Source organism: Bacillus sp. FSL M7-1345, from assembly GCF_038006985.1.
Lineage (GTDB): Bacteria > Bacillota > Bacilli > Bacillales > Bacillaceae_G > Bacillus_A > Bacillus_A cereus_U.
On sequence record NZ_JBBOWG010000001.1, the window covers coordinates 2,242,128 to 2,268,953 of the forward strand.

Genomic DNA, 26,826 nt, shown 5'->3' on the forward strand with positions numbered 1-26,826 from the left:
ATATTTATAAAAATACGAAAGTTTTTTGTAATAACTTATAATATTTTACGTGAGAGGATGTAGAATATGTTTATTTCTGTTACTAGAATGCGTCTAAAAGGAAAAAGGATGTTACCGTTCTTTTTTATATATACAACGAGAGCTGGATTACAGGCGAATAAAGCGAATGGCTTAATACATTCTTCATTTGCAAAAGAAGGATGGCATACGTTTTGGACGCTAACGGTTTGGGAGAATAAGGAATGTATGAAAGAGTATCGTAGTAATGGAAGCCATTTAAAAGCCATGAAAATAGCAAAAAAGATAGCGAATGAATTAGAATTTACAAATTGGGAAAGTGATACGATTCCAAAGTGGGCTGATTGTAAGGACGTGTTACATAATAAATATGGTAGAAAATTATAATGATCTGTAATAAGGGACTTAGTTTAAGTCTCTTTTTTTGTTAGTAATATATTATTTTTTCAAATATGTAAGATTTTACATTAGTATGAGACTTTTACTTATTATGTAAGTAGGCTATACTAAAGTACATATATTTTAAAATTGGAGCGAATAAAGACGACATGGAGTTAGTAAAGTTAGAAAAAATAATTGAATTGAAAAAAGAAGAATTATTGAATCTAGTCTCAAATTATGGACTTCAACATGAAAAAGTAATAGCACTCAGCCAAGAAATTGACAAATTAATAAACTGGTTTATGTTTTTAAAATAGAAAGAACTATGACGTGAGTTGAATATGTTATAGTTCTTTTTTATTCATATATATTGTCTAATTTCTTACAGAATGCGCAAGCTGCTAGTCGAATATGAGGAATTTTGGGTATAATATAATAGGATTTATTAAATGTATCGGTTAGGAGCGCAGCAAATATGAAAACAGTCGTTGTCATCGGTGGAGGTATTACTGGACTTTCTACTATGTTTTACTTAGAAAAATTAAAGAAGGATTATAATATAGATTTAAATTTAATCCTTATTGAGAAAGAAGAGTATTTAGGTGGTAAAATCCACAGTGTGGAAGAAAATGATTTTATTATGGAATCTGGAGCGGATTCTATCGTAGCTCGTAATGAACATGTTTTGCCGCTTGTAAAAGATTTAAATTTAGAAAATGAAATGGTATATAACGAAACAGGCATTTCTTACATATACTCTGATAATATATTACAACCAATTCCTGCTGACACTATATTTGGGATTCCTATGAGTGTTGAATCATTATTTAGCAGTACGCTAGTCTCAAAAAAAGGGAAAATCGTTGCTTTAAAAGATTTTATTACGAAAAATAAAGAGTTTACACAGGATACATCACTTGCTGTATTTTTAGAAAGCTTTTTAGGGAAAGAGTTAGTGGAAAGACAAATTGCGCCTGTGCTTTCAGGTGTATATTCCGGTAAATTGAATGAGCTTACAATGGCATCTACGTTACCATATTTACTTGAGTATAAAAATAAATACGGAAGTATTATTAAAGGTTTTGAAGAGAATAAAAAACAATTTCAATCAGCAGGAAATAAAAAATTTGTATCATTTAAAAGTGGACTATCTACGATTATTAATCGCTTAGAAGAAGTGCTGACGGAGACTGTAATTAAAAAAGGTGCTGTAACAACATCGATAAGTAAAAAAGGGGATCGGTATGAGGTTTCTTTTGCAAATCATGAGACAATACAAGCTGACTATGTCGTTTTAGCAGCTCCACATGATATCGCACAAGCTTTATTACAGTCTAATGAGTTAAATGAGCAGTTTAATAAGTTTAAAAACTCATCTCTTATTAGTATTTACTTAGGTTTTGACATACTAGATGAACAACTACCGGCTGACGGTACAGGTTTTATCGTAACGGAAAACAGTGATTTACATTGTGATGCTTGCACATGGACAAGCAGGAAGTGGAAACATACATCGGGTAAACAAAAGTTATTAGTAAGAATGTTTTATAAGAGCACTAATCCAGTATATGAAACGATCAAAAGTTATAGTGAAGAGGAATTAGTACGAGTAGCTTTATATGATATTGAAAAGAGTCTTGGAATTCAAGGTGAACCAGAAGTAATTGAAGTTACAAATTGGAAAGATTTAATGCCGAAATATCATTTAGAACATAATCAAGCTGTTCAATCATTACAAGAAAAATTGGCCGCTCTTTATCCTAATGTATACTTAGCTGGAGCTTCATATTACGGTGTAGGAATTGGTGCTTGTATTGGAAACGGAAAGAATACTGCCAATGAAATAATTGCGACATTGAATGAACAGTCAAAATAATAATATTAAATACATATGTAAATAAAGTGTCCCTCCATTATGTTGGAGGGACATTTTATTTGTAATTATTTCACATTAATTGCAATCTTTTTATGAGATGTTTTATTTTCTTTAATAGTTAATATTATTTTTCCAGATTCTTCAAAGGAATACGGTGAGAGTTGATAAAGTTCTTTAATATTATGTTCTTCTTGTAATTTATTTGTAGGTATTATTGTTATATTAGGCTTCCATGTTTTCTGTTTGCCTGAAGGGTAGTCTACTATTATTTCTGGATTATTTAATTGTATTGTTTCCCAAGAGACAAAATACAGTTCAACTTCTGCATCTTTTTTTAGTAATTCTTCTGAGAAATAACCAAACTCACCAACATTACCGAAAACAGTAAAATTTTGATTTTGTAATTTAATATCTAAATATCTAGGTTGATATGTTGCAGCGTGATACATTCCGTATGAAAGAGAGAGTATGGCAGCGATTAATATACCAACTGAAAATGTAGTAAAGCTATTTCCTTTAAAACTAGTCATCATGAATGAGTTTGGTGTGAATTTTTTTGCGAATAAAAAAATGAGTAAAATGAGCAAGAGGGATAAGCCGATGAAAATATACATAGGAATTTTACACCTCCATAATAAAAAAACTTTTTTCTATATTTTAACATGAATGTATGAATTAGGTTGTCGTTTTAGAAGGGAAAGGAGGATATGGTATCGAAATTATAAAATAGCTTAGTACGAGCGGAGTGATAGAAATGAAAAGAATAAAATATATTTTTAAGTGAGGATGAGAAAAGAGTAACAGGAGGGGTGTAATTGTTACAGCCCTTTCCGAACGAGAAAGCCCATTGCCTTTAGGCATGGGATGAAAGTGAGGTTGGATACGGAGTACCATTAAAAATCGCAAGGTTCGTGGTACTTTAAGTATCCAAAGTATAGGTAGTTTCTCTAGGTATTTTTGTTGTGATTTTCTGAGAATAAAAGATATATTGTAACGAGAATAAATGATTATAGAAGAACGGTTCAAAGTGTTTGAGAGAAAAATCTTCTCGTCTCATGCAGTTGCAAAGTTTATGGACACGTTCTCATTTTGTTTCTATTGCAGAAATGTATTAAATGAATGATGTTGAAAATCAAAAAACAAGGGGATGAAACGTATGTCATAGACCCTAACAGTGAAAGTGAAATTGATTCCAACAAAAGAACAAATCCGTTTATTAGAACAAAGTAGTCACGAATATATCAAAGTTATAAATACACTTGTATCGGAAATGGTTAAAGCAAAGAAAAGTACGAAAAAAAGCACAAAAGATATTGAAGCAAATATCCCAAGTGCGGTGAAGAATCAAGCGATTAAAGACGCAAAAAGTTTGTTTGCTACAAAAGTAAAGAAAAGCCATTATAAAATCATTCCGATTCTAAAGAGACCTGTTTGTGTATGGAACAATCAGAATTATTCATTTGACTCTACTCATATTTCAATCCCGTTTAAGAGAAATGGAAAATCGACTCGTGTAAAAATCCGAGCTTTATTAAGCGATAAAAACAATCGCAATCTGAATCTGTTAAAACATAAATTAGGTACACTTCGCATCACAATGAAATCGAATAAGTGGATGGCCCAAATATCTGTCACGCTTCCTACAAATGAAAGGGTAGGAACGAAAATTTTAGGAGTAGACTTAGGTCTTAAGGTCCCCGCGGTAGCAATCACAGATGATGATAAGATTCGTTTTTTTGGAAATGGTAGGCAAAACAAATGTAAGAAGCGTAAGTTTCGGTGTATTCGTAAGAAATTAGGAAAAGCCAAAAAAGTGAATGCGATTCGGCGATTGGATGATAAAGAACAAAGATGGATGCAAGATAAAGATCATAAAATAAGTCGTGAAATCATTAATTTTGCGATTGCAAATCATATTTCTGTCATTCGATTAGAACAATTAACGAATATAAGACAGACGGCAAGAACAAGCCGTAAAAACGAAAAAAACCTACACACTTGGTCATTCTATCGTTTGTCAAAATTTATTGAATATAAAGCGATATTAGCTGATATTCAGGTTGAATATGTGAATCCAGCTTATACAAGTCAAAGCTGTCCGAAATGCGCTGAAAAGAACAGGGCACAAGACAGAAAGTACAAGTGTCAATGTGGGTTTGAGACACACCGTGATATCGTTGGGGCGATGAATATTCGCTACGCAACTGTGATTGATGGTAACAGTCAATCAGCCTAAGCACCTATATGGTCTGGTTTAGGAGGGGCAATGAGATGCCCTCATCTTGAAGGCTGTTCAAAACAGAAATGGACTGCGAACGCTTAGTCATTCAAGAATCCCACCCGTAATTCCGTAAGGATTCGGGCTTGCGACTTTAGTCGTGGGAGTCTCAAGTACTCTTGAAGCGAAAGAAATGATTCAATTAAATAAGAGGCAAAAGATTATTGATATTGGAATTGGAACGGGTGCATTTGCTTCATTAGTAAGTGAAAATGAGGAAAAGCGTCGCTAGAAATGTTTGATTTGTGGGACATTGAGGACTTTCCTAATTATAAATACTTTTTCTGCTATAATAAATTAGTAGAGAGAAAGGAGTGATCCTATGGTTATGGCATTTCCTATATTAGAAACGGAACGCTTGCGCTTAGTTGAAATAGAACAATCTTATTGTCAAAAAATATATGAAATATTCTCATTGGATGAGGTAACGTGTTATTACGGTATGAATTCTTTTACTGAATTTGGACAAGCTTCACGTATGATTGAATCTTTTTCGAAAAATTACTTTGAGAAAAAGGCAATGCGTTGGGGGATTGTATTAAAAGACACAAATACTTTAGTAGGAACAATTGGATTAAATAATTTACAACTTTGGAGTAAACGCTCAGAGATTGGATATGATTTGCATCCTCGTTATTGGGGGAATGGTTATGCTTCTGAAGCTGCTCGAGAAATTATTACGTATGGATTTCGAGATTTAGGTTTATTTAGAATTGGAGCTATTACATATCCTGAAAATATAACTTCGTGTAATATGTTATCTAAATTAGGTTTTCAACAAGAAGGGCTGTTACGCGGATACATTCATCAAGGAAATAAACAACACGATGCATTAATGTATTCTATTGTACGAACAGATGTAGAGGATATTCATTATTAATAAAAAAGCCCCTCTTATTTAAAATAAGAGGGGCTTGTAAAAATTAACCTATTTTAGGTAATAAACGTTCTCCACTTTTCATACTACTTTTACATAAAGGGCATTTAGGCTCTTCTTCAAATGAAAAGTTCTTTCTCATCCATCCTAAACAATCCTCTGATTCACATTCCCAAACAGGGGTTTGTTCTGGTGGTACTTCTGCTACATCGTTCTTTCGATTGCGATACATGTAACCACTCCTTTTATGTAAAAATTTTTAGTTATATATTAAAAAGGTTGTTAACCGAGCTGGTAACAACCTTTTTATTGATTGAATTATAGCTTTACAACGTTTTTAGCTTGAGGTCCACGGTTACCGTCTTCAACTTCGAAGCTAACTTCTTGACCTTCGTCAAGAGATTTGAAGCCGTCGCCAGTGATAGCTGAGAAGTGAACGAACACGTCGCTACCGTCTGCAACTTCGATGAAACCGAAACCTTTTTCGCTGTTAAACCATTTTACTTTACCTGTTAATGTCATGGTAATGCCTCCTAAAATTTAAAAAGATTACAATATGATCGGCCTTATTCGATTGAAAATAAAAGTTCACATATTATCAAAAATCCATAAGGAGTACAAAACATTCCTGATTGATACTTGATAATATGCAAAGAAAGTATAATGTTAAATTGACCTTAATTACTATCTTACAACAAATGGTGGGAAATAGCAAGTGCTGGTAATACCAATAAGTAATATGAGGAGAAATTGGTAAAAGGCACAAAGACATCTCTTTTATTTATATATTATTCCAAATCTGGATTTATTCTAAACCAAGATCATTTATATTAAAAAATAAGTTTAACGGAAAGGCTATATATATTTTAATAATACTGAGGAGTACAATAATTAGGAGGGGATAGAATATTGCAAAATAAACAATTTAAAATAATTGAAGCAGCAAAAGAAGGAAGAAGAAAAGTTCATCCTATTTTAGCTGTACTACTAGCTATTGTATTTTTAACTTTAGGTGAATTTTTTATGTTATTTATGCTGTTTTTACCGAAAGCAGATACATCATTTGTAAAGGCAATTTATAATAATATTGAGATGATATTAGCGTTTGGTGGGGCTATATTTTTTGTTTTTTTATGGATTAGGTTTGTAGAGAAAAGGTTATTTTCATCCATTGGTTTTTGGAAAGTGCAATGGATAAGAAAGTATTTGAGAGGTGCGTTAATAGGATTTGTCTTTATTTCAATACCAGTAATTGTACTTGTGTTAACAGGGATTGTAAAACTACAAATGCAACAAATTACGGCAACCGCCATATTTGGTATTGTAGGATCTTTAATTGCTTTTTTAATACAAGGTGCAACGGAAGAAATTATTGTACGAGGCTGGTTATTTCCAGTTATTTCTGTTAGAAGTCGTATATGGGTTGGGATTATAGTGACGTCCTTTTTATTTGGTTTTCTGCATTTACTTAATCCTGGTATTACAATTCTTTCAATATCGAATATAATATTAGTTGGTGTATTTGCAGCATTTTATGTTTTAAAAGACAGTAGTCTTTGGGGGATATGCGCGTGGCATTCAATTTGGAATTGGGCGCAATATAACGTCTATGGTTTTGCGGTTAGTGGCATGACGATATATTCAACGCCGCTATTTAAACCTGTAACAAATGGGTCAGAAGTACTTCACGGAGGCACATTCGGAATTGAAGGTAGTATTATTACAACAATAATGCTTGCAATTGCTTCAATCGTTTTATGGAAACAGTTATGGGGGCGAAAAGCGAAACAACGAATTATTAGCTAATGAAAGAGGGAGAAAATATGGGGATTATAGCGTTTGAGGGAGCGAGTGCTGTTGGTAAGAGTACAACATGCCGTGAACTAGAAAAAAATTACGGTGCATTTATTATTCCTGAAGTTAACTTTTTATTTGAAAGACCAAAAAAGGCACATAGAACATGGTATTTTGAAAAACAAGTAGAGCGCTGGAATATAGCAGTGCAGAAGTCGCAGCAATATGAGTTAGTAATACTTGATGGCGATATTTATCAGCCACTTAGTTATAATTGGTGTTTCCATTTTGATATATTTAATCAGCCGTTATCTTTAATAGAAAACTTTTATAAAGAAAAGTTGATAAATAGGGAAATTGGTTTTCCTGATCAATATTTTTATTTATACACGGGTGATGAAGAGCTTAGAAAACGGAAAGAATCTGATCAAACGAAAAAAAGAAGAAACTTTGAAAAACATTTACATATATCTAAAGCATTTCAGCGTTATTATGAAAATTTAAATAACGTCACAGACGGGTACTGCAAGTTAATCGGGGCGAAAAATGTAAAGACGAATGAAATGGAGATTATGAAAAGTTTAAAGGATTTGAAAGTGAATGAAGAAATACGGTTTGATGTTTCAAGGTTAGATGCTATAACGTGGTGGTTACAAGAGAATCGTGCATATTAAAAAGAAACGGGTGTCATATAAGGCGCTCGTTTTTTTATTTAAGTGGAATATTTTTTCATCTACTTTATAAGTAGAAATAGTATAAAGTTTCGTAGTTTTAAATGAAATGCTTAGTATATGTAATAAATATTAGAGAAGAAATTTTATAACGTGACAGAATAATCTTTTAATTTATCTGAAAAAGAAATACAATATAAGGAAATGTATGAAAAGTTTTGCTATATAGTTTAAGGAGGAATAGGTGCATCAAAAGTAATGAAAGTATTGATAAATTTATTGAAATAATTCTATTAATGTAAATAATGATAATTTATGAGAGGAGACTTAATTTAAGCATGAAGAAAGTTATTATTTCGGATCTAGATGGGACTCTATTAAGAAGTGATAAAACAATTTCAGAGAAATCTATTGATATTTTGAGGGAATGTAAAAATAAAGGGGATAAATTGATTTTTGCTACGGCAAGACCTCCAAGAGATATAAATTGGTATATTCCCAATGCGTTAAAGAATGACATTATCATTTGTTATAACGGAGCAATTGTTCTTAAAGGTAATGATATTTTATATAAAAAGGAGATTTCTAAGAATAATATTTTAGAAATCATAGAAAAAGCAAAAAAATATAACCTTAATCATATTTGTATTGAAATAAATGATAAGCTGTACTCAAATTTTGATGTTACTGATTACTTTGGTAATGTACATTGTGAAGTTATAGACGTAAAAGAGCTAGAATTCGAAAAAGCTTTTAAAGTGATTATTTGTAATAAGGGTTCAATAGATAAGAATTTAATTAAAGAACCTCCTGTCGAATGTAATGCAGTTATTACGGATGACGGAACATTGTGTCAAATTATGCATGCGGAAGTTTCAAAATGGAATAGTATTCAACATGTTCTTCAGCACATTAATTGTGACGTATCTGACGTAATTGCATTTGGAGATGACTATAATGATATGGAAATGATAGAGAAATGTGGCATTGGTGTTGCAATGAACAATGCTGTTGAGGAATTAAAATCCGTCGCTAAATTTATTGCCAAAAGTAATGATGAGGATGGAGTTGCTACATTTCTGGAAAGTAATAGTTATATTTATGTTAATTAGTATGAAAAAATGAATTGCAGTAAGTTGCGAAAAAAGAGAAGCTACATCTGTTTTTAATAGATAGAAATTATGAAAAGGGCTATGTGGGAGGAAATAGGCGAGATGAAAACATTATTTAAAATAATAGGAATTATAGCTGGTATGGCGGTAATCGGGGTAGGTGTAACGTATGGTATGCTGTATTATCTGAATAATAGTAAACCAGCTGCGAAAAAGGCATCACCAGCCGCTCCAGCAGTAGAAGTGCTAGCTGATAGTAATGTAAAAGCCGAAGATGCAAAGTTGTTAGAAAATGGAAATCATTCATTGCCGAATAGTGGTTTTAATAAAAATTTCAAATGGACAGATGAGAACATACAGACAGCATTACATGAAATGGCACATCAAAAAACAAAAGCTGATCAAAAATGGGGTTATATTTTTATTACACAAGAACGTATTGAAAGTTTACTTGAAATTATAAATAGTAATGATGTTGCACAAAAAAGTACATATGTGGATATTTTAGAACGATGGAAACAAGGAAAATATGAAAAGGTTGATGTGGACCACAACAAGATTTGGAAATTGCAAAGTGGGAATTTAGGAGAAGGGAAAGGAGTAATGTCAGAAAAGGAGCAAAAAGAGTTAATTAATCAAGTTTTTATACAAAAAGGTACATATTCAGGTAGTAAATTAATTGCAGGTGAGGTACAAGCTAATAAATAATATACATATTGATTTTGAAACACCTTTACTGTTATTACTCGCTTACTTTTCTATTCTATTCTCTCTAATAATGTAAGAAACGATTGTAAAACTGGTGATATCCATCTAGATTTATGATAGATTACGTGGCTTTGAATGACGGCTGGAGTTTCGATGGGCTGAAAACAGAGTTGTTCTTTTTGATAACTTTCTTGTACAACGATGTAAGGGAGAATAGAAATTCCTAACTCACACATAACGGATTGTTTAATGACTTCAACATTGGAAGTCTCAAATGTTTTATTAGGATTTCTTCCGCTTTGACGTAAAAAACGATCTACCATTGGTCTATAGCCACAGCTTTGTTCTGTAAATATAAATTGAGTATCTTGTAATAAAAGGAGTGGATCAGTGTTTGAAGGGAAATGAGCAGGGAAAATCCATCCAAATGTTTCATTACATAAATTGCGCGTAATAAAATCATTATGCTCTATACTTTCTCCAATTATGAAGATAACATCGGTTTCTCCTTCATGTAGTTTTTTCAATGCTTGCTCATTGGTATTTGTCTCAAGTACGATATTTACTTTCGAATTTTCCTGTTTGTAAGTACGTAATAATTGTGGTAACCGATACACTGCCAATGATTCATTAGATGTAATAGTCAATGTTCCTTCTAAATGGTCACTGTTTTGAGGGATTTCTTGCGCTTTATCATAAATAGTAAGTAATTCTAATGCGTACGGATGAAATTGATGACCTGCTTTTGTAAGAAGTATTTTTTTTCCTAATCGATCGAATAGAGGAATGTTTAAATCGTTCTCTAATGCTTTAATATGGGCTGTCACAGTAGATTGCGCATAACCTAATGCATGAGCAGCTTTAGAAAAGCTGCCATATTTAACAATGGCACAAAATGTTTTAACATGTCTCATTTCCATAAATGATACCTCTTTTATTATCATGATTTGTGAATGATTATATCATGTATTTCAATTTTTCAAATCATTAAATTTCTTTTGAAATTAAGTTGTGGAGAAATTCATTCAAGTGAAATTGGAGGAGAAAAAATGAGTGAAAAGAGCTATCATGTAGCTGTAGTTGGGGCTACAGGCGCAGTAGGGCAAAAAATCATTGCATTGTTAGAGAGAGTAACGAAATTTAATATAGAAGAAATTACATTACTCTCGTCAAAACGATCTGCTGGTAAGATAGTACAATTTAAAGGACGAGAGATTAAAATACAAGAGGCAAAATCAACTAGTTTTGAAGGTGTAGACATTGCATTTTTTAGTGCTGGAGGAGAAGTTTCTAGACAATATGTAAATCATGCAGTTTCTAGTGGTGCAATCGTAATTGACAACACAAGTGAATACCGAATGGCACACGATGTACCACTCGTTGTTCCAGAAGTAAATGCACATACTTTAAGGGAACATAAAGGGATCATTGCAGTTCCGAATTGCTCAGCACTACAGATGGTAACAGCTCTTCAGCCAATTCGAAAATCATTTGGTTTAGAACGAATTATTGTTTCAACGTATCAAGCCGTATCAGGCTCAGGAATTCATGCGATTCATGAATTAAAAGAACAAGCTAAGTCAATGCTTACAGGTGAAGAAGTGAAGAGTACTATATTACCAGCGAAAAAAGATAAAAAACATTATCCAATTGCATTTAATGTATTGCCGCAAGTGGACATATTTACAGACAATGATTTCACATTCGAAGAAGTAAAGATGATTCAAGAGACGAAGAAAATTTTAGAAGATCCAAATCTAAAAATGGCAGCTACTTGCGTCAGAGTTCCAGTTGTATCGGGGCATTCTGAATCAGTTTATATTGAACTTGAAAAAGAAGCGACCGTTGCAGAAATTAAAGAAGTACTACTGAATGCACCAGGTGTTATTTTACAAGATAATCCTAGTGAACAAATTTATCCAACGCCATTATATGCAGAGGGTAAAAGAGATACATTTGTAGGTAGAATACGTAAAGATCCTGATACATCAAAAGGATTCCATCTTTGGATCGTTTCTGATAATTTATTAAAAGGTGCGGCTTGGAACTCAGTTCAAATCGCAGAGACATTGGTGGAAAAGGGGATTATTTAGTATAAAGTTATATAAATATTGAATATAGAAGGATATTTGGGAAACCGTTAATTATAATGGTTTCCCATTTTTTACTTAATGAGTATTTTACTAACTTCAATTAGAATTTAATTTAAGTTAGTTTTTATAGTGTTTTTATAAATATCAATTTTATCTGCAGAGAATTTTAAAGCTCTAGGTACTCCATTAATTGTGAGATTAATATTAATTGATAAAGGCATTTCGACTTTTTTCACTACATCTTCTATCGCAATATACTCATCTTCTTTTTCGTTATAAAAAACAACGGAACTAATTAATACCTCAGTATTTTCAATATCAATACTACACATCATAGGGAATTTCTCATCATTATGTATTATTAATTCGCCCAGTACTATTGAACCGTTTAACTCTTCTGTAAAATTTATTGTTTCCACTGGTTTTACCCACGTTTCATCGCACTCTTCGTTTTCCTCTTCATCTATTGCCCATTCCCATATTGGGTTTTGTTTCAAGTCTTCAATAGTTAATTCGTCAACTGGTTTGCTTTTATTCATATACAATTTATCCCTTCATTATAATAAATGGATGATTAAAAAATATTCTTTCTTTAACTGAACAATATGGCCATTTGCATCCCTTTGAAATACAACTTTTCGCATTTTCATAATCAGTTGAACGCCAATAAACAGGTTCAATGTAGAGTTTATTCCATTTGATATTATTTTAACTAGTTTCGAAATACTTTACTCATCCTGATAACCTCTCGAATACTTGTTCTTACAGTAATTTTAACAATGTTTTGAGTAGGTATCAAATAGTTATTAACTGACCTGATTGAAAAGAAAAAAGGATTGTTAATGTATGTGGAAAAGAGTGGAAAACATCAAGAATGAACAAAAGGATTTTGGTATGATATGGATATATTCAATGTGAGGGGGAATTTAAGGTGTATCAAATAAAGGGGTATTTTTCGTCACTAAAAGGAAATCATTATGAAATTGGTAAGCAACAAGGGGAATTCGTAAAGAAACACCCGTATCTCATTCCACAATTTATACAGCAAGAAAATTTAATATCGGATAACCATTGGACAGAATCTAGAAATGTACTAAAACAATATTGTCCAGGAATTAATGAAGAAATTGAAGGTTTTTGCGAAGTATTGAAAATTCCTTCAAGGAATATGATGTATTATTATCAGACACTATTAAAAGCAGGTTGTAGTCATTGTGCAGTATTACCTAAAAAAACTGATTTAAAGCATACATATGTATTAAGAAATTTTGATTTATCACCCAAAATAGATGATATGCGTTTTTGTTCGACGCATGTTGAAGGTGCATATGCACATAGTGGCTTTTCTACTCAATATTTTGGCCGAACAGAAGGAGTTAATGAGCATGGGTTATCTATTACATTTTCAGCATGTGGTCAACCTGTAGGGAATATTGAAGGTTTAAGAAAACCGATGGTAAATGGTTTGCAATGTTTTGCTGTAATTCGAGTAATATTGGAGAAATGTAGAAATACGCAGGAAGCTACATCATTAATAAAAGAAATGCCTATAGCAAGTAATATTAATATAATTGTAGCGGATTCTTTAAACGCAGCACATATTGAAATATTTGACGGGCATAAATCAATAACAACAATTAATGAGGAAAGCCAAGCTTTTATCGTATCAACAAACCATGCAGTCAGTTCACCTATTCAGAAATTAAATAATAGGAAATTAGAACAATCTACAAAAAGATATCACATTTTACATGAGCATTTAAATCGAAATGAACAGGTGAGCATGGAATCTTTAAAAGGATTGGTAGAAGAAGAATATCCTATCGGGGTGACGGTGCATAATTATGAAGAGTGGTTTGGGACTTTGCATTCTGTATTATTTGATTTACAGGATCGTACATTGAATATTTGCTTCGGATCGCCACTTTTAAACGAGTGGTACTCATTGAAAGTTGGAGAAATCCTTCCGTTTACCGAAGTGAATGTGAACTTTAAAAATAAAACTTATGCTGACTTTTGGAGAGAAGAGAAAAATGAAATGACTCCTAAAGATTAAAAAGGAATAAGATGGTAAAATGAAGGGGTGGGAATAGACAGGAGGGATTGCCATTGCTACAAGCTATGTTACCAATTGTTCTAATCCTTTTTCTAGTCGCTTCGATGTATATAACTTATCAAAAAAGAAAAAAAGCGGGGATAAAAGGATTAAAAAGTGCATTAACTTCTATTTGTTGCTTTTTAATTGCAATTTTAAATTTGTCTGCATATTGGCTTCATTTTGGCGGTATTTTTACTTGGCTAGTCTCAATCATATTGTTGCTAGTGGGGGCGTATTTTACAAAATATATTCCAATCTCAAAAAAGGTGCACTAAAATTATATGAGTTTATATGTAATGTTTTATTTCAATGTGCTATAGATGCCTTTAAATCAATGCTTTTGAGCATTTCGATATGTGTTTGCAAACATTTTGCAAACATTTTGCAAACACATATCAAAATATACTCTTCGCGAATGTTTTCACTGCATCTTCTTGCATATTGGGTAAGACATGAGAATATACCCTTAAAGTTAAAGAGATATCAAATGCTAATGACAGAATTCATGAAGTTTGTAAAGTGCGAGAACGAAGGTGTTTTTGACATCAAGCAGATGTACAGCGCGGAAAAAGCTTTCAAGAAAATGCAGAACCACCGAAATCTACATTTTGCTTACATGGGTATGCGAGTAAATGTAGCTGGCAAGTGGGGTACGATCGTTGGAAACTGGAAAACTAATTTGTTCGTTTTGTTCGATGGGGAAATAGAAGTGTACAACTGCCACCCTTATTGGGAAATTGCTTAATTCGATGAAGAGGGCAATGTGGTTCATAGCTGTCAAAAGGGAGAGTATGCGATATAAGTAAAAAAGGACGAGCAGTCGTACCTACTGTCCTTTATAGGAGAAAAATTATTCTGGACTAGAACTACGAATAACCAGAAAGCGCGCTTTTAACCAGTGTTGTCAAAGATGTAATAATCTATGCAACAAAAAAGCTTAGTCGGAATTCAAAACACCAAAATGGCTTGCATTGGTAAACAGGCTCAAAAGTAGTATATGCAAAATGGAAAATTCCATACAAAAAGCAGACAACAATTTTGGTTGTCTGCCAGTGAGTCGAATGAGTTAGCTAATTGTGATAAATTGCTTTCCCATTACAAGAAGAGTGAAGCTGCTAGTTCAAACAGCTTGTAGGTAGTCTTTTCGATATTTTAAAAAATATACAGAGAAAGCAGATAAGTGACGAATCTACCTGCTTCTGCTGTAACAAAAGAAAGAAGTATTAGCCGTGGATACGGCGGCTTGAAAATAGTATGTATTGGTTTTGAAAAAATATTCAAGGAGTGAAGGGAAATGGGATCGGGACAAATTTGAGGGCTATTCACTCGAACAGCTTCGTACCCGTCACAGTCGTTATCCTATTGTGACGGGTATCTGACTTATATTATTGAGGGAACGGGACGGAAGGATGCCACTGCAGGAATCCAGACGAACCTGCGCGCTTATCCCAGCATTCGCGAGCTGCGTCACGGCATTCAAGATAGCAGATTTTCTGCCAGATTTGACGGCTACGTTATAGTTCACGACTAGGGGACGAACTGGGTCCTGAGGGGGAAATCGATTGAGAATCGCTTGATGATAGGTTGTTCTTAACGTGACGTTCGCTGTCAGCGTGATACCTTCTATAGTAATGCCAGTCAGCGTTGTCTCGTTAAATGAGGTGAGTTTGACTGTAAGCATGTAACGGTTTTGCATATTTATTTTTCCTTTATTATTAGACTTAATTTATTTTATGCTTGTCTAACAATTTAGTGTAGACACTTGCATCATAATAAGTAGAAAGATATATAAGATTATATTTTGATAAGGCGTGGAGATTAAAAAAAGGCAGTTGAACAAAAACGTTATTTGAATAAAAGCTAGTGGACTAGTTTTTAACACTCACTGAAATTAATACTCATAATATACTTTGTAATAACTTATATGGAAGTGAGTGGAATACTAATGTTTTATTCATATTTTGATACCCGAGATAGAATGCGTCCGTATGGTACGGCGGGTATTACGTATAGCGGAGCACAAAGTACAATTCAAGCTGTTCAACAAGCGTTACAAGCACAGCAGCAAAGGCAACAAATACAGCAAGGCATACAACCGTACTATTCATCTATGGAGTATTATTATCCAATGCATCATATTACACCATACGGAATTTCTGTTTCAACAATTCCATATGGAACTGTATACAACTTATAAAAATATGCGGGGAATAAATTTGAATATTTATATAATGGCGCAAGTACAGAGCGCCCTTATAAGAAATAATTTGTATCTGATGAATTAATATTCAATTAAATGTGTAATTAAGGTTAATATAAAAATTTTATTTTGTATGTATTTGAAACACGAAAAGAGCACTTAATAAAGTGCTCTCATGACGAGATCATTCACTCAAAAGAAAGGAATACACCATATCATACGAAAATCTTTTGAAATGCTCTTGGGTAAATTAATTATTATTTGTAAAAAAAGCAGTTAGCAAAAGCTGACTGCTCATCTCCAAGGGGAATTCGGAGTTTGGTATTTAAATGACGGAATTTTAGATTTTATTCAGAGGGGAAAATAAAAGCTAGGATTTCTCCTAGCACTCAAACATAAGTCATAGGGAAGGGCTTAATGTAGAACGTATGTCGCACTTTTAATATATAACAACTTCGGGATATTTTGAACAACAACGCTAATTTAAACAAAAAAGAACACTGTTTAACAGTGTTCAGTTACTGATATAAATTGTTATATGATACGTGTAATCCATCTTACTCGCTCTGCCTTGTGGCAGGGCTTTTTTATATAATAATATAAATTAAGTAGTTAAAGAGGTGTGTTTAAATGAGCTGGGAAGAATCATATAGAAGAGAGCAACCATGTCCATGTGGTAAGGGAAAATATATTGAAATTATGAAGGTGTATGCAATAGAAGAAATATAAAAAAGTGCTAACACGTATGCGGAATAGACATAAAACATCGCTGATTTGCCATTCATAAAAATAGACTTTTCTTAGCAGAAATCACTAATTATAAATACTTATAAAATTAGCTCTGATATAGCAGATATTGAAGCGAAGAAAAATAAAGATGGGAGTGCATATTGGAAATACGAAGATGACCAAACAAAGTTATGGAATATACGACTATAAAGCTAGAAAATGATGACATAAATCTAGATGTTATTGTTTAAATTTATATTTTATAATTTCCATTTATCCCGCATTAACTGCCCGGAAACGCCAGATTGGTTCAACTAATAATCAGTGGGAAATGAACAAAACCCCTACTGATTAAAGTTTCACTTTATGAAAATATAGTAAAAACAACCTAAAAATAGGCATATGAACAAGGTACATCATCTAGTGATAGGTCATATTTTGTTGGTGTACGTATTGAACTTAGTTTATCCCGCTATTTGCGGGCAGTAAAACTCCCACCTCAAAATTCGACTGGAGCAAAGAAGTTAGGTGGGAGCCCTGCTGCCCGTAGACGCCAGATTGGTTCAACTAATAATCAGTGGGGGATGAACAAAACCCCTACTGATTAAAGTTTCACTTTATAGCGCTATTTCTACTTAGATTTAACGAACAGAAATATAGGAAAGTATCGATGGGGTTGTAGTTTATAAACGGAGGTCATGAAGATGAATAATTTTCAACAAGAACTACAAGCGTTAAGCCTTAATGATTATCAGCCTGGAAATATTGTGTATTGGGACCAGCAAAACCAATATCCATATTACTATATTGAAGATGCTGCTCGTCGTTGTGGTGGTTGTGGTCGCTGTGGTGGTTGTGGCGGTGGTGGTCGTTGTGGTGGATTCCGTTGTTTTGGTTGCTTCGGTTGCTTTAGTTGTTTTGGTTGTGGTGGTTGCTCTAATTGCTCTAATTGTTTTGATGGTTTTAATGGTACTACTGTAACATTTGAATATTGATAAGAGACAAAAGGAATCCATTTTGAAAAAAGATTGATCAAAACGGATTCCTACTTTGTGAAGCATTATACAATTTTTATAAAAAAGTGCTAACAAGTTTTCAAACGAACTTGCTAACACCTATACGAAATAGATATAAAATATCGCTGATATGTCGCTTGATAAAACGATAATAATTAAGCACTTATAATGAATACTAGGTTTTTAGAAAAGAAACCACAAAATGTAATGTTTTATTTCATTATGAAAAGAAATTATTCTAATAGGTCGTTGTGCATCGGCTTCATAGGATAATCTCTTTTATGCTTATTTTTGTAGAGAATGTACTGTTAACTTTAGTTGTTCAATAAATTCTCGGGTAGCAGCGCACATGTATTTATCTTTTCTATAAATAAGTCCTATATCTATTGTTGGAGTGGGGTTTTCAATTTTAATAGATTGAATGTGTTCGCTTTGCAAAAAGTCTATATAAGGTTTTGGTAATACTGTAATTCCCATACCTTTTGAGACCATTTGAATTAAAGATTCCATTGTACTAATCTCTAAAATTGGCTTTGGTTTAAAGTTAAAGTTTTGGCAATGAGATGTAATTAGTTCTGTTAAATGGAAATTTTTAGGTAGAAGAATTAAAGGATAGTCCTGTAATTCTTCAATAGATACATACTTACGTTCAGTTAAAGAATGGCTGGTTGGTACAACTAATGTAAGTTCACTTTTATATAGTGGGATAGAAACAATCTCTTTATCTTGCACTGGGAGAAATGTAATGCCAATATCTAATTCGTTTTGTAATAATTTTTCACGAATTTCTCCTGTACGAAGACCTAATACAGAAAGCTCAATATTAGGATATAAATTATTGAAATTTAAAATGGCTGGTGGTAGTAAATAATTTACGACGGTTAACAATGAGCCGATTGTTAAGGATCCATGCTGTAATCCGTTTAAATCTTGAATGGCAGAACGGGCTTGTTCGACTTCATGAAAGATTGTTTTACTGTGCGATAATAAAACTCTTCCTGCTTCAGTTAAAGATATTTTTTTACCAATTCGATCGAAAAGTGGCATGCCTACTTCATGTTCTAATGCACGTATTTGTTGACTTAGTGAAGGTTGTGAAATGTTTAATTTCTCAGCTGCTTTTGTAAAATGTAACTCTTTCGAAACAGCTAAAAAGTATTCTAGTTGTCGTAATTCGATTGGAATCACCTCAAATTCAATCATAGGATATACCTATCATTATTATATAAATAATTGAATTGAACAATGGTTTTATGAGATTTATAATCACTTTATCAGAAATGGATTGATTATAAAAATTAGATGAGGTGAAGCAGAATTGTTGAAATCGAACGTATTACCAGGAAATTATTCACAAGTACTTCAAAAAAGGTATGAGGCGGCTGTACCGACAGGAATATATCATTTAACGCCTTTATATGTAAAAGAAGCAAGAGGAGCGATAATTACAGATGTAGATGGAAATCAGTTTATTGATTTTGCTGGTGGAATTGGAATGCAAAATGTTGGTCATTGTCATCCGAAAGTTGTAAGAGCGGTACAAAAACAAGCGGAATCATTTATTCACCCATGTTTTCATGTAACTCCATATGAAAATTACATTACTTTAGCAGAGAAAATTAATGAAAAAGTGCCAGGAACAAGTGAGAAAAAAACGATGTTTGCAAATAGTGGTGCGGAAGCGATTGAAAATGCTGTGAAGATCGCACGTAAAGTCACAGGGAGAAGTAAAGTAATCTCGTTTGAACGAGGATTTCATGGGAGAACATTAATGACGATGTCTTTATCGACCAAAGAAAATCCATATAAAGCAGGATTTGGTCCGTTCGTTTCAGACATGCATATATTGCCGTATCCGTACTACTACAGAGCTGAAGAAGGGGCTTCTCCTGAAGAAGTGGATTCTCAAGTCATCTATCAGTTTGACAAGTTTTTAGAAGAAGTATCACCTGAAAAAGTAGCGGCAATCGTAATGGAACCAGTACAAGGAGAAGCTGGATTTATTGTTCCTTCTATTTTATTTGTAAAACGAATCCGGGAGATTTGTGATCAATATGGTATTTTAATGATAATGGATGAGGTGCAAACTGGATTTGGTCGAACTGGGAAATGGTTTGCAACGGAACATTTTCAAATAGAGCCTGACATTATTACATTATCAAAATCAATAGCTGGAGGCTTACCATTAAGTGCAATTGTTGGCCGTGCGGAGTTGATGGATATTCCTGGGAGAGGGCAAATCGGTGGGACCTTTGCGGGAAGTCCATTATCATGTGCAGCCGGTCTTGCTGTATTTGAAATTATGGAAGAAGAAAATCTAGTTGAAAGAGCTCAGCAAGTTGGAAATAGAATAATATCACATTTACATGAAATGCAATTGAAATACGAGGTCATAGGTGATGTTCGCGGAATTGGTGCAATGATTGCAATGGAACTTGTAACGGATCGTATAACAAAAGAACCAGCAAAAGAACTAACATTAAAATTAATTGATGAATTCTGGAAGAATGGGCTTATAAGTATTGGAGCGGGGATATTTGATAATGTACTACGCTTTTTACCACCTCTAGTTATCTCAAACGAAGAAATAGATAGAGGGTTTGAAATAATAAATGAGTCTTTTGAAAAGTTGTGCCGCAAGTAAGAGGAGGGATTTGAATGACTAAAGTATATGAAATCCTATCTTTAAATATAGGATTGCCAAAAGAGGTTATGTATGGTGGGAAGTTAATTCAAACAGGGATAAATAAAAAGCAAGTAAAGGAACCTGTTTTTTTATCATTTTTAAAGTTTAATGGAGATGGACAGGCGGATTTAGTTCATCATGGAGGGGTAGATAAAGCGGTTTGTGTTTATACTGGTGACCACTATCCGTACTGGGAAAAAGAATTGAATCAGGAACTTGTATATGGGGCTTTCGGTGAAAATATAACAGTAAGCGGAATGCGTGAAGAAGATGTTTGTATTGGTGACACGTTTCAACTCGGAGAAGCGATTGTACAAGTAACGCAGCCAAGACAACCTTGTTTTAAATTAGCGAAGAAATATAATATTCCAAAGCTACCATTATATTTTCAAGATACAGGATACACAGGTTTTTATTTTCGAGTATTAAAAGAAGGGTGGATATTACCGGTAGATACTTTGAAATTGTTGAAGCCTGATCCAAAAGGTGTGTCAATTTCGTTTGCGAATCGCATAATGCATAAAGAAAAACAAAACTCTGAAGGATTAAAAAGGATTTTAGAAGTAAATGCACTGTCTACTAGTTGGAGAAAGACGTTTGAAAAGCGTATTAGGGGTGAAGAAATAAGTACGAAGGAGCGACTTGAAGGAACAAAATAATAAGTGAATAATATTTTTATAAATGGTGCATTTCTATTAGTAATAAGTTAATTAGAAAGCACCATTTGTATATAATAAACTTATTAATATTCAAAAATCTTTATATGAGTTTATTTGACTTATTTTTAAATAGTCAAAACAAAAAATAAATTAGACTATTTTTTTATGTTTTATGATAATATATTGATTTGAAAGGCCTATTATTCTAGGAGTAGGTCATATAAGTATATCTAATTTAATGGAATCGACGTATGGAGGGACAATATGGGGAATGTTGATAATTTTGCAAATATTCTATTAGAAGAACCGAAAAGAGAGCAGTTATTTCCTTTATTTGAAGAAGTGTTTGGGATTACAAGTCAAACATTGCATGATTTTTCAGCGAAAGGATATTGGGATTATACATATAAAGCATTATCATTTTTACAAGATGATAAAGCGATTGCAAATGTTGCGGCATTTTCACTTCCGCTTTTAATTAATGGTGAAAAAATAAATGCAGCGGGTATTCAATCAGTAATGACACATCCGAATTATCGTAGACGAGGATTAATGAAACAATTGTTTAGTAAGATGATAGAGGAAATTGATGAGCAATGCGAGTGTGCGGTCTTGTTTACTGAAAATCCGGAACTATATAAACCATTTGGTTTTCAAATTGTGCAAGAATATTTGATGACAGTATCATACGAAAATAAGAGTGATAAAGATTCTCAACTTAAAAAGTTAGATTTTTATAATGAAGAGGATAGACAATTAATACATGAGATTATTGAAAATGGCCAAAGGCTTTCTAATAAATTTTCAACGTTAAATTACCGCTCTTCGTTTTATTTAAATATGTATGATTCAACATGGAATGAAAACCTTTATTATTCAGAGAAATTAGATGCGCTGATTGTTTTTACAGTAGAAAATCAAAAACTAAAATTATTTGGAGTATTTGCGCCGGTAATTCCGATTTTAGATGAATTATGTGAGGAAATCTCTGGGGAATTTACGGAGATTGAATTTTATTTCTACCCAGATCAATTAGGAATTGATGATGTACAATATACAGAATTACAGACTAGTAAGTATTTAATGGTTCGAAGTAATAAAGAATTAGATTTTAAAGGTTATAAATTCCCGGTATTAACTGAGTTTTAAATATTAATTTAAATGCTTTTTTATGGAGGAATTATGAAAACATCATATATACCAAATCATATTGAGCAACTTACTGTAATGAACGCACCTAAATTTTACAAACTTGAAGACAATGATACATTCATTGTCCATTCGAAAGAAGAAACAGATTTTTGGCTGAAAACCCATTATGGTTTTGAAGTAATGAATGGCCATGTATTTTATGATGAGATAATGACAGATTTTCAGGCTGAAGTTCAATTGCGCATGAATCCAAATGCGACATACGATCAAGCGGGTTTATTTGTTATGATTTCTGAGAAGTGTTGGTTAAAAACATCTTTAGAATATATTCCTGAGGGCCCATCACATTTAGGTGCTGTCGTAACGAATAATGGCTATTCTGATTGGTCAACGCAAGACTATCCAAATGAGTTTGCTAAGCAACAATTGAGTTTTCGAATTATTCGAAAACTTGGCGATTATACAATATATGTGAAAACGAGTCAGCGATGGGAACAAATAAGAATCGCTCATTTGATGGAGGACATAGGTAATGAGCCTGTTAAAATTGGTTTTTATACGTGTAGTCCTTCTGAAAATAATGGATTCGAGACCGAGGTTTTCGATTTTAAAATTGAACAAATATAGATGGGAAAACCGCATTCTTACTAAATGAGAATGCGGTTTTTATTAAGTTAAAGAGTATTCACATCAACTGGCAGTGAAAATGCCTGGTAGATTAAAGTTCCATTTTATTGACTAAAAATGATTTAAAACTTATCATTTAATAATGTTAAATATTAATTTACATAATATAATAGGACTAATGAAGAAATTACAGACTATATCACTTAAATAAGGAGGAATATGAATTATTCAATGGTAATTTCATGAAAAAAGGAGATTATGTATGAAATCATTTCGCAAGTTGTTACAGTATTTAAAACCATACATGTTCTTCGCTATTATTGGGCCGTTATTTATGGTACTTGAGGTTGCGATGGACTTAATTCAACCGACAATAATGCAACATATTATTGATGTTGGAATTGCAAACCGGGATTTGAATTATGTAATAAAAATGGGGCTTCTTATGATAGGGGCAGCAGCAATCGGTTTAGTTGGAGGACTTGGTTGTATGATGTATTCTACAAAAGCTGCTGTTAATTTCGCTACAGACATACGAAAAGATGTGTTTGCGAAAATAGAAATATTTTCCAGCAAAAATCGTGATTCATTTGGAACAGGTAAATTATTAACAATCGTGACAAATGATATTACATCTATTCAAGCGGCAATGACGATGACGTTACGTGTACTTGTCCGTGGACCGTTATTATTTATTGGAAGTATCATTATAGTCTTTGTAACAGCGAGAGAACTATTTCCGATTTTACTTGTTGTGGTACCCGTTTTATTAGTTGCAATTGTATGGATTGCAGGTCAAGCGAGCGGTTCATTTAAACGAGTACAAGAAGCATTAGATAAAGTAAACACAAAGCTACAAGAAAATTTATCCGGTGTACGTGTTATAAAAGCATATGTAAGACAAAAATATGAAATCTCACAGTTTGAGAAAGTTAATACAAGTTTAACTGAAATAAATATTCGTGCTATACAAATTATTTCATTGATGATGCCAATTATTATGCTAGTTGTAAATGGCGGGATTGTAGCAACTTTATGGATTGGTGGCGAGAAAGTTTTTAACGGTACACTCCAAGTAGGGGCCATTTTAGCTTTTATTAACTATTTAAATATCATTTTAATGTCACTTATGTCTATTAGTATGGTATTTATTCAAATTGCCCGTGCTTTTCCATCAGCTGATCGTGTACAACAAGTCTTACATACTGAAGTTGATATTACAACTGAAGGCGACGTATATGAACCAAAACAAGTGGGTGGTAATGTAGAGTTTAAAAATGTTAGCTATAGTTATACGAAAAATAATGAATATGTTTTAAAAGATATTTCATTTACTGTACGTAAAGGTGAAAAAATAGGGATGATTGGATCTACTGGGAGTGGTAAATCTACATTAGCAAAACTATTGCCACGACTTTACGATGTTGATCAAGGTGAAGTATGTATAGACGATGTCAATGTGAAAGCATACGATTTACAAAAACTTCGTGCTTCAATTGGCTTCGTTCCACAAAAGGCACTTCTCTTTTCAGGCAGTATAGAAGAGAATTTACGTTATGGTAAAGAAGATGCCACTTATGATGAATTGGAATTAGCATCTTCATCTGCTTGTGCGACTGAGTTTGTAAATAAGCTGGAAGACTCTTATCAATATAACTTAACACAAGGTGCAACCAATCTATCTGGCGGTCAAAAACAACGTATATCTATTGCAAGAGCCCTAGTGAGAAAGCCATCTATTCTTGTATTAGACGATTCTACATCGGCAGTTGATGCGAAGTCAGAAGCTGTAATACAAGAAGCATTAAGGACAAGATATAGTGGCACAACGACATTTTTAATTGCATCAAAAATATCTTCTATTATAGATGCTGATAAAATCCTCGTTTTGAATAACGGTGAATTAGTTGGAAATGGTACGCATGAGGCTTTATTGGCAACTTGTGAAGTGTATCAGGAAATTTATCTTTCCCAAGGTGGTAGCCTGCAGCAAGAAGGAGGGGAAGAGCATGCGTAATTTTCAAGGACAATTTGGAAATAAAGGTGGACGTAACAATCCGAAAACGGGAAAAACAAAGAATACTAAAGGAACTATAATGCGAGTATGGAACTACATGGGGTATCAAAAAGCATCTCTTATGTTCGTTATTATTCTTGTATTTATCACGACATTACTAGGTTTACTTGGGCCATATTATATGGGGGTCATCATTGATGAATACATTGTACCGAAGGATTTAAGCGGGACAGCGAGAATGTGCATGCTGCTCATTGCAATATATGGGATAACCGTATTGTTAACATGGTTACAAACATTTGTAATGATTAATGTTGCATTAAAGACTATACAAAAAATAAGACAAGATATTTTTGAGAAAATCCAAACACTTTCTCTACGATTCTTTGATGTACGTTCTCAAGGTGATTTAATGAGCCGTGTGACAAATGATATTGATAACTTAAATCAAGCTTTGACACAAAGTGTTGTACAAATTATTTCATCAGCGTTAACATTTATAGGTGTAACAATTGCGATGTTTTCATTAGATTGGATTTTAGCAATTGTAACTTTAATTACAGTACCTATTATGTTTTTCGTTACAAAAAAACTAGTTGCTTATAGTGGCAAAAACTTTGCGAAGCGTCAAAAGGATTTAGGGGAATTAAATGGATTTATCGAGGAAGCTATTACAGGTGCAGACGTAACTACGTTATACGGAAAAGAAAAAGAAACCGTACATAACTTTAATGAAATTAACGAACAGCTAAGAATTTCAGCAACGAAGGCTGAAACGTTTTCAGCATTTATTTTTCCAAGTATGAACTTTATTAATAACTTAGGAATGGGGCTTGTAATTGGAACTGGATCGGTAATGGTATTAAACGGAATGACAACAGTAGGTGTCATTGCAGCTTTTATTAATTATTCTCGACAATTTTCAAGACCACTTAGTCAATTTGCAACTTTAATGAATACGATTCAAGCGGCAGTTGCTGGAGGAGAACGTGTTTTTGAAATTATGGATGAAGTACCAGAAATTCAAAATAAAAAAGATGCAGTACTTGTACAAAATTTACAAGGACATGTTAGGCTTGAGAAAGTTTCATTTGGATACGCACAGGACAACATGATTTTAAAAGATGTGAGTCTCGAGGCAAATCCTGGGGAGACCATCGCTTTAGTCGGTCCAACTGGATCAGGAAAAACAACAATTATTAATTTGTTAACTCGCTTTTATGACATTCAAAAAGGGCAAATTAACATTGATGAAAAAGATATAAAGGATTATGATATTAATTCTTTGCGGAGTAAAATAGGGGTTGTTTTACAGGATACGTATTTATTTGCTGGGACGATTATGGATAATATTCGGTATGGGCGTTTGGATGCAAGTGATGAAGAAGTAATGGCCGCTGCTAAAGCTGCATCAGCACATTCTTTTATTAAGCATTTACCGAATCAATATGAAACAGAAATCGCTTCAGAAGGTTCGAATTTAAGTCAGGGACAAAAACAACTTCTTGCGATTGCACGAGCAATTTTAGCAGATGCAGATATATTAATTCTCGACGAAGCCACATCTAATATTGATACGAGAACAGAATTACAAATTCAAGCCGGATTAAATAATTTAATGAGAGGGCGAACGAGCTTTGTAATTGCTCATCGGCTGAAAACGATTGAAAAAGCAGATCAAATACTTGTAATAAAAGATGGAAGTGTTTTAGAGAGAGGAAATCATGAAACTCTCATGGAAGATGGAGGGTTTTACTTTGATTTGTATACGAGTCAGTTTAAAATTTAACAAAAACATTGATGTGGTGAGGTTTCTCTAGAAAAGAGAAACCTC

At 33.1% G+C, this 26,826-nt stretch carries 27 protein-coding genes and 1 pseudogene; 21 read left to right on the top strand and 7 right to left on the bottom strand.

The features are described 5' to 3' along the window. Positions 1-66: 66 nt before the first annotated feature. The 3 genes from MHB76_RS11635 to MHB76_RS11645 all read left to right on the top strand — a co-directional run bounded on the left by MHB76_RS11635 (position 67) and on the right by MHB76_RS11645 (position 2,275). Complete coding sequence (locus tag MHB76_RS11635; RefSeq protein WP_078174342.1) at positions 67-405, top strand: hypothetical protein; 339 nt, start codon at positions 67-69, stop codon at positions 403-405. 161 nt (positions 406-566) lie between these two features. Beyond that, entirely contained in the window at positions 567-716 is a 150-nt protein-coding gene (locus MHB76_RS11640; protein ID WP_002012842.1) for an aspartyl-phosphate phosphatase Spo0E family protein, read from the top strand. Positions 717-874: 158 nt separating this feature from the next. Further along, positions 875-2,275 carry a protoporphyrinogen oxidase gene (locus MHB76_RS11645; protein ID WP_340986541.1) on the top strand — a complete coding sequence of 467 codons (1,401 nt, stop codon included), beginning with the start codon at positions 875-877 and terminating at the stop codon, positions 2,273-2,275. A gap of 65 nt (positions 2,276-2,340) precedes the next feature. On the opposite strand, the gene MHB76_RS11650 is transcribed toward MHB76_RS11645, so the two are convergent. Then, positions 2,341-2,889, bottom strand: a complete 549-nt coding sequence (locus MHB76_RS11650; RefSeq protein WP_340986543.1) for a hypothetical protein — start codon at positions 2,887-2,889, stop codon at positions 2,341-2,343. Between the two features lie 560 nt (positions 2,890-3,449). Between MHB76_RS11650 and MHB76_RS11655 the strand changes: the two genes are divergently transcribed. Together MHB76_RS11655 and MHB76_RS11660 are read left to right on the top strand one after the other, a co-directional pair. Continuing rightward, a complete protein-coding gene (locus MHB76_RS11655) occupies positions 3,450-4,511 on the top strand; it encodes a transposase (RefSeq protein WP_340986545.1) in 1,062 nt (353 codons plus the stop codon). 370 nt (positions 4,512-4,881) lie between these two features. Next, on the top strand, positions 4,882-5,433 hold the full coding sequence (locus MHB76_RS11660; protein ID WP_033710605.1) for a GNAT family N-acetyltransferase: 552 nt from the start codon (positions 4,882-4,884) through the stop codon (positions 5,431-5,433). Positions 5,434-5,476: 43 nt separating this feature from the next. Here MHB76_RS11660 and MHB76_RS11665 read toward each other — a convergent pair whose 3' ends face one another. Both MHB76_RS11665 and cspD read right to left on the bottom strand, forming a co-directional pair. Continuing rightward, positions 5,477-5,662 carry a cold-shock protein gene (locus MHB76_RS11665; protein ID WP_000286202.1) on the bottom strand — a complete coding sequence of 62 codons (186 nt, stop codon included), beginning with the start codon at positions 5,660-5,662 and terminating at the stop codon, positions 5,477-5,479. An 86-nt stretch (positions 5,663-5,748) separates the two neighbouring features. After that, positions 5,749-5,952 carry a cold-shock protein CspD gene (gene cspD, locus MHB76_RS11670; protein ID WP_002012849.1) on the bottom strand — a complete coding sequence of 68 codons (204 nt, stop codon included), beginning with the start codon at positions 5,950-5,952 and terminating at the stop codon, positions 5,749-5,751. A gap of 387 nt (positions 5,953-6,339) precedes the next feature. Between cspD and MHB76_RS11675 the strand changes: the two genes are divergently transcribed. The 4 genes from MHB76_RS11675 (at position 6,340) to MHB76_RS11690 (ending at position 9,715) form a co-directional block, all read left to right on the top strand. Further along, positions 6,340-7,236 (top strand): CPBP family intramembrane glutamic endopeptidase, encoded by an 897-nt coding sequence (locus MHB76_RS11675; RefSeq protein WP_002157855.1) that lies wholly within the window; start codon positions 6,340-6,342, stop codon positions 7,234-7,236. Continuing rightward, positions 7,236-7,898, top strand: coding sequence for an AAA family ATPase (locus MHB76_RS11680; RefSeq protein ID WP_078174344.1), 663 nt, complete (start codon positions 7,236-7,238; stop codon positions 7,896-7,898). Before MHB76_RS11675 ends, MHB76_RS11680 begins: the two co-directional genes overlap by 1 nt. Before the next feature lie 335 nt (positions 7,899-8,233). Further along, positions 8,234-9,007: a Cof-type HAD-IIB family hydrolase gene (locus MHB76_RS11685; RefSeq protein WP_078174345.1), complete on the top strand. Its 774-nt coding sequence runs from the start codon at positions 8,234-8,236 to the stop codon at positions 9,005-9,007. A gap of 102 nt (positions 9,008-9,109) precedes the next feature. Continuing rightward, positions 9,110-9,715, top strand: coding sequence for a PRK06770 family protein (locus MHB76_RS11690; RefSeq protein ID WP_002085644.1), 606 nt, complete (start codon positions 9,110-9,112; stop codon positions 9,713-9,715). 50 nt (positions 9,716-9,765) lie between these two features. Here the strand turns inward: MHB76_RS11690 and MHB76_RS11695 are convergent, their stop codons facing one another. Beyond that, positions 9,766-10,635, bottom strand: coding sequence for a LysR family transcriptional regulator (locus tag MHB76_RS11695; protein ID WP_070139283.1), 870 nt, complete (start codon positions 10,633-10,635; stop codon positions 9,766-9,768). A 129-nt stretch (positions 10,636-10,764) separates the two neighbouring features. Between MHB76_RS11695 and MHB76_RS11700 the strand changes: the two genes are divergently transcribed. After that, the gene (locus tag MHB76_RS11700) at positions 10,765-11,808 is read left to right on the top strand and encodes an aspartate-semialdehyde dehydrogenase (protein WP_071151258.1); all 1,044 of its coding nucleotides are present in this window, start codon (positions 10,765-10,767) and stop codon (positions 11,806-11,808) included. 107 nt (positions 11,809-11,915) lie between these two features. Here MHB76_RS11700 and MHB76_RS11705 read toward each other — a convergent pair whose 3' ends face one another. After that, positions 11,916-12,347 (bottom strand): hypothetical protein, encoded by a 432-nt coding sequence (locus tag MHB76_RS11705; protein ID WP_071151259.1) that lies wholly within the window; start codon positions 12,345-12,347, stop codon positions 11,916-11,918. A gap of 392 nt (positions 12,348-12,739) precedes the next feature. Between MHB76_RS11705 and MHB76_RS11710 the strand changes: the two genes are divergently transcribed. Both MHB76_RS11710 and MHB76_RS11715 read left to right on the top strand, forming a co-directional pair. Then, positions 12,740-13,864 (top strand): C45 family autoproteolytic acyltransferase/hydolase, encoded by a 1,125-nt coding sequence (locus MHB76_RS11710; protein ID WP_071151260.1) that lies wholly within the window; start codon positions 12,740-12,742, stop codon positions 13,862-13,864. Positions 13,865-13,917: 53 nt separating this feature from the next. Next, positions 13,918-14,181: a hypothetical protein gene (locus MHB76_RS11715; RefSeq protein ID WP_071151261.1), complete on the top strand. Its 264-nt coding sequence runs from the start codon at positions 13,918-13,920 to the stop codon at positions 14,179-14,181. 120 nt (positions 14,182-14,301) lie between these two features. Here the strand turns inward: MHB76_RS11715 and MHB76_RS26305 are convergent. After that, positions 14,302-14,391 (bottom strand): annotated as a pseudogene (locus tag MHB76_RS26305) (tyrosine-type recombinase/integrase); the annotation flags it as partial. 2 nt (positions 14,392-14,393) lie between these two features. On the opposite strand from MHB76_RS26305, the gene MHB76_RS26310 reads away from it, so the two are divergent. From MHB76_RS26310 to MHB76_RS11730, 3 genes are all read left to right on the top strand, one after another. Continuing rightward, complete coding sequence (locus MHB76_RS26310) at positions 14,394-14,651, top strand: hypothetical protein (RefSeq protein ID WP_016104842.1); 258 nt, start codon at positions 14,394-14,396, stop codon at positions 14,649-14,651. Between the two features lie 1,200 nt (positions 14,652-15,851). Continuing rightward, complete coding sequence (locus MHB76_RS11725; RefSeq protein WP_071151262.1) at positions 15,852-16,103, top strand: DUF3947 family protein; 252 nt, start codon at positions 15,852-15,854, stop codon at positions 16,101-16,103. Positions 16,104-17,539: 1,436 nt separating this feature from the next. Next, positions 17,540-17,830 (top strand): heterocycloanthracin/sonorensin family bacteriocin, encoded by a 291-nt coding sequence (locus tag MHB76_RS11730; protein ID WP_002157848.1) that lies wholly within the window; start codon positions 17,540-17,542, stop codon positions 17,828-17,830. Positions 17,831-18,136: 306 nt separating this feature from the next. On the opposite strand, the gene MHB76_RS11735 is transcribed toward MHB76_RS11730, so the two are convergent. Next, entirely contained in the window at positions 18,137-19,039 is a 903-nt protein-coding gene (locus MHB76_RS11735) for a LysR family transcriptional regulator (protein WP_088079225.1), read from the bottom strand. A 130-nt stretch (positions 19,040-19,169) separates the two neighbouring features. Between MHB76_RS11735 and gabT the strand changes: the two genes are divergently transcribed. The 6 genes from gabT to MHB76_RS11765 all read left to right on the top strand — a co-directional run bounded on the left by gabT (position 19,170) and on the right by MHB76_RS11765 (position 26,781). Beyond that, entirely contained in the window at positions 19,170-20,495 is a 1,326-nt protein-coding gene (gene gabT, locus MHB76_RS11740; protein ID WP_002200502.1) for a 4-aminobutyrate--2-oxoglutarate transaminase, read from the top strand. 14 nt (positions 20,496-20,509) lie between these two features. Further along, a complete protein-coding gene (locus MHB76_RS11745) occupies positions 20,510-21,196 on the top strand; it encodes an MOSC domain-containing protein (RefSeq protein ID WP_340986562.1) in 687 nt (228 codons plus the stop codon). Positions 21,197-21,460: 264 nt separating this feature from the next. Beyond that, positions 21,461-22,345, top strand: a complete 885-nt coding sequence (locus tag MHB76_RS11750) for a GNAT family N-acetyltransferase (protein WP_078174349.1) — start codon at positions 21,461-21,463, stop codon at positions 22,343-22,345. Positions 22,346-22,378: 33 nt separating this feature from the next. Beyond that, positions 22,379-22,975: a DUF1349 domain-containing protein gene (locus MHB76_RS11755; RefSeq protein ID WP_002085622.1), complete on the top strand. Its 597-nt coding sequence runs from the start codon at positions 22,379-22,381 to the stop codon at positions 22,973-22,975. Positions 22,976-23,237: 262 nt separating this feature from the next. Then, the gene (locus MHB76_RS11760) at positions 23,238-24,992 is read left to right on the top strand and encodes an ABC transporter ATP-binding protein (RefSeq protein ID WP_340986570.1); all 1,755 of its coding nucleotides are present in this window, start codon (positions 23,238-23,240) and stop codon (positions 24,990-24,992) included. Continuing rightward, positions 24,985-26,781, top strand: a complete 1,797-nt coding sequence (locus MHB76_RS11765) for an ABC transporter ATP-binding protein (protein ID WP_340986572.1) — start codon at positions 24,985-24,987, stop codon at positions 26,779-26,781. The genes MHB76_RS11760 and MHB76_RS11765 overlap by 8 nt, the downstream gene beginning before the upstream one ends. The last annotated feature ends 45 nt before the right edge of the window (positions 26,782-26,826 follow it).

Excerpts from the sequence above, each read along its gene's own strand:
- cspD (WP_002012849.1), bottom strand. The coding sequence starts at position 5,952 with ATGACATTAACAGGTAAAGTAAAATGGTTTAACAGCGAAAAAGGTTTC.
- MHB76_RS11650 (WP_340986543.1), bottom strand. The coding sequence starts at position 2,889 with ATGTATATTTTCATCGGCTTATCCCTCTTGCTCATTTTACTCATTTTT.
- MHB76_RS11695 (WP_070139283.1), bottom strand. The coding sequence starts at position 10,635 with ATGGAAATGAGACATGTTAAAACATTTTGTGCCATTGTTAAATATGGC.
- MHB76_RS11635 (WP_078174342.1), top strand. The coding sequence starts at position 67 with ATGTTTATTTCTGTTACTAGAATGCGTCTAAAAGGAAAAAGGATGTTA.
- MHB76_RS11725 (WP_071151262.1), top strand. The coding sequence starts at position 15,852 with ATGTTTTATTCATATTTTGATACCCGAGATAGAATGCGTCCGTATGGT.
- MHB76_RS11750 (WP_078174349.1), top strand. The coding sequence starts at position 21,461 with ATGGGGAATGTTGATAATTTTGCAAATATTCTATTAGAAGAACCGAAA.
- MHB76_RS11640 (WP_002012842.1), top strand. The coding sequence starts at position 567 with ATGGAGTTAGTAAAGTTAGAAAAAATAATTGAATTGAAAAAAGAAGAA.
- MHB76_RS11690 (WP_002085644.1), top strand. The coding sequence starts at position 9,110 with ATGAAAACATTATTTAAAATAATAGGAATTATAGCTGGTATGGCGGTA.
- MHB76_RS11730 (WP_002157848.1), top strand. The coding sequence starts at position 17,540 with ATGAATAATTTTCAACAAGAACTACAAGCGTTAAGCCTTAATGATTAT.
- MHB76_RS11760 (WP_340986570.1), top strand. The coding sequence starts at position 23,238 with ATGAAATCATTTCGCAAGTTGTTACAGTATTTAAAACCATACATGTTC.
- MHB76_RS11660 (WP_033710605.1), top strand. The coding sequence starts at position 4,882 with ATGGCATTTCCTATATTAGAAACGGAACGCTTGCGCTTAGTTGAAATA.
- MHB76_RS11680 (WP_078174344.1), top strand. The coding sequence starts at position 7,236 with ATGAAAGAGGGAGAAAATATGGGGATTATAGCGTTTGAGGGAGCGAGT.
- MHB76_RS26310 (WP_016104842.1), top strand. The coding sequence starts at position 14,394 with ATGCTAATGACAGAATTCATGAAGTTTGTAAAGTGCGAGAACGAAGGT.
- MHB76_RS11765 (WP_340986572.1), top strand. The coding sequence starts at position 24,985 with ATGCGTAATTTTCAAGGACAATTTGGAAATAAAGGTGGACGTAACAAT.
- MHB76_RS11755 (WP_002085622.1), top strand. The coding sequence starts at position 22,379 with ATGAAAACATCATATATACCAAATCATATTGAGCAACTTACTGTAATG.
- MHB76_RS11685 (WP_078174345.1), top strand. The coding sequence starts at position 8,234 with ATGAAGAAAGTTATTATTTCGGATCTAGATGGGACTCTATTAAGAAGT.
- MHB76_RS11745 (WP_340986562.1), top strand. The coding sequence starts at position 20,510 with ATGACTAAAGTATATGAAATCCTATCTTTAAATATAGGATTGCCAAAA.
- MHB76_RS11700 (WP_071151258.1), top strand. The coding sequence starts at position 10,765 with ATGAGTGAAAAGAGCTATCATGTAGCTGTAGTTGGGGCTACAGGCGCA.
- MHB76_RS11645 (WP_340986541.1), top strand. The coding sequence starts at position 875 with ATGAAAACAGTCGTTGTCATCGGTGGAGGTATTACTGGACTTTCTACT.
- MHB76_RS11665 (WP_000286202.1), bottom strand. The coding sequence starts at position 5,662 with ATGTATCGCAATCGAAAGAACGATGTAGCAGAAGTACCACCAGAACAA.
- MHB76_RS11705 (WP_071151259.1), bottom strand. The coding sequence starts at position 12,347 with ATGAATAAAAGCAAACCAGTTGACGAATTAACTATTGAAGACTTGAAA.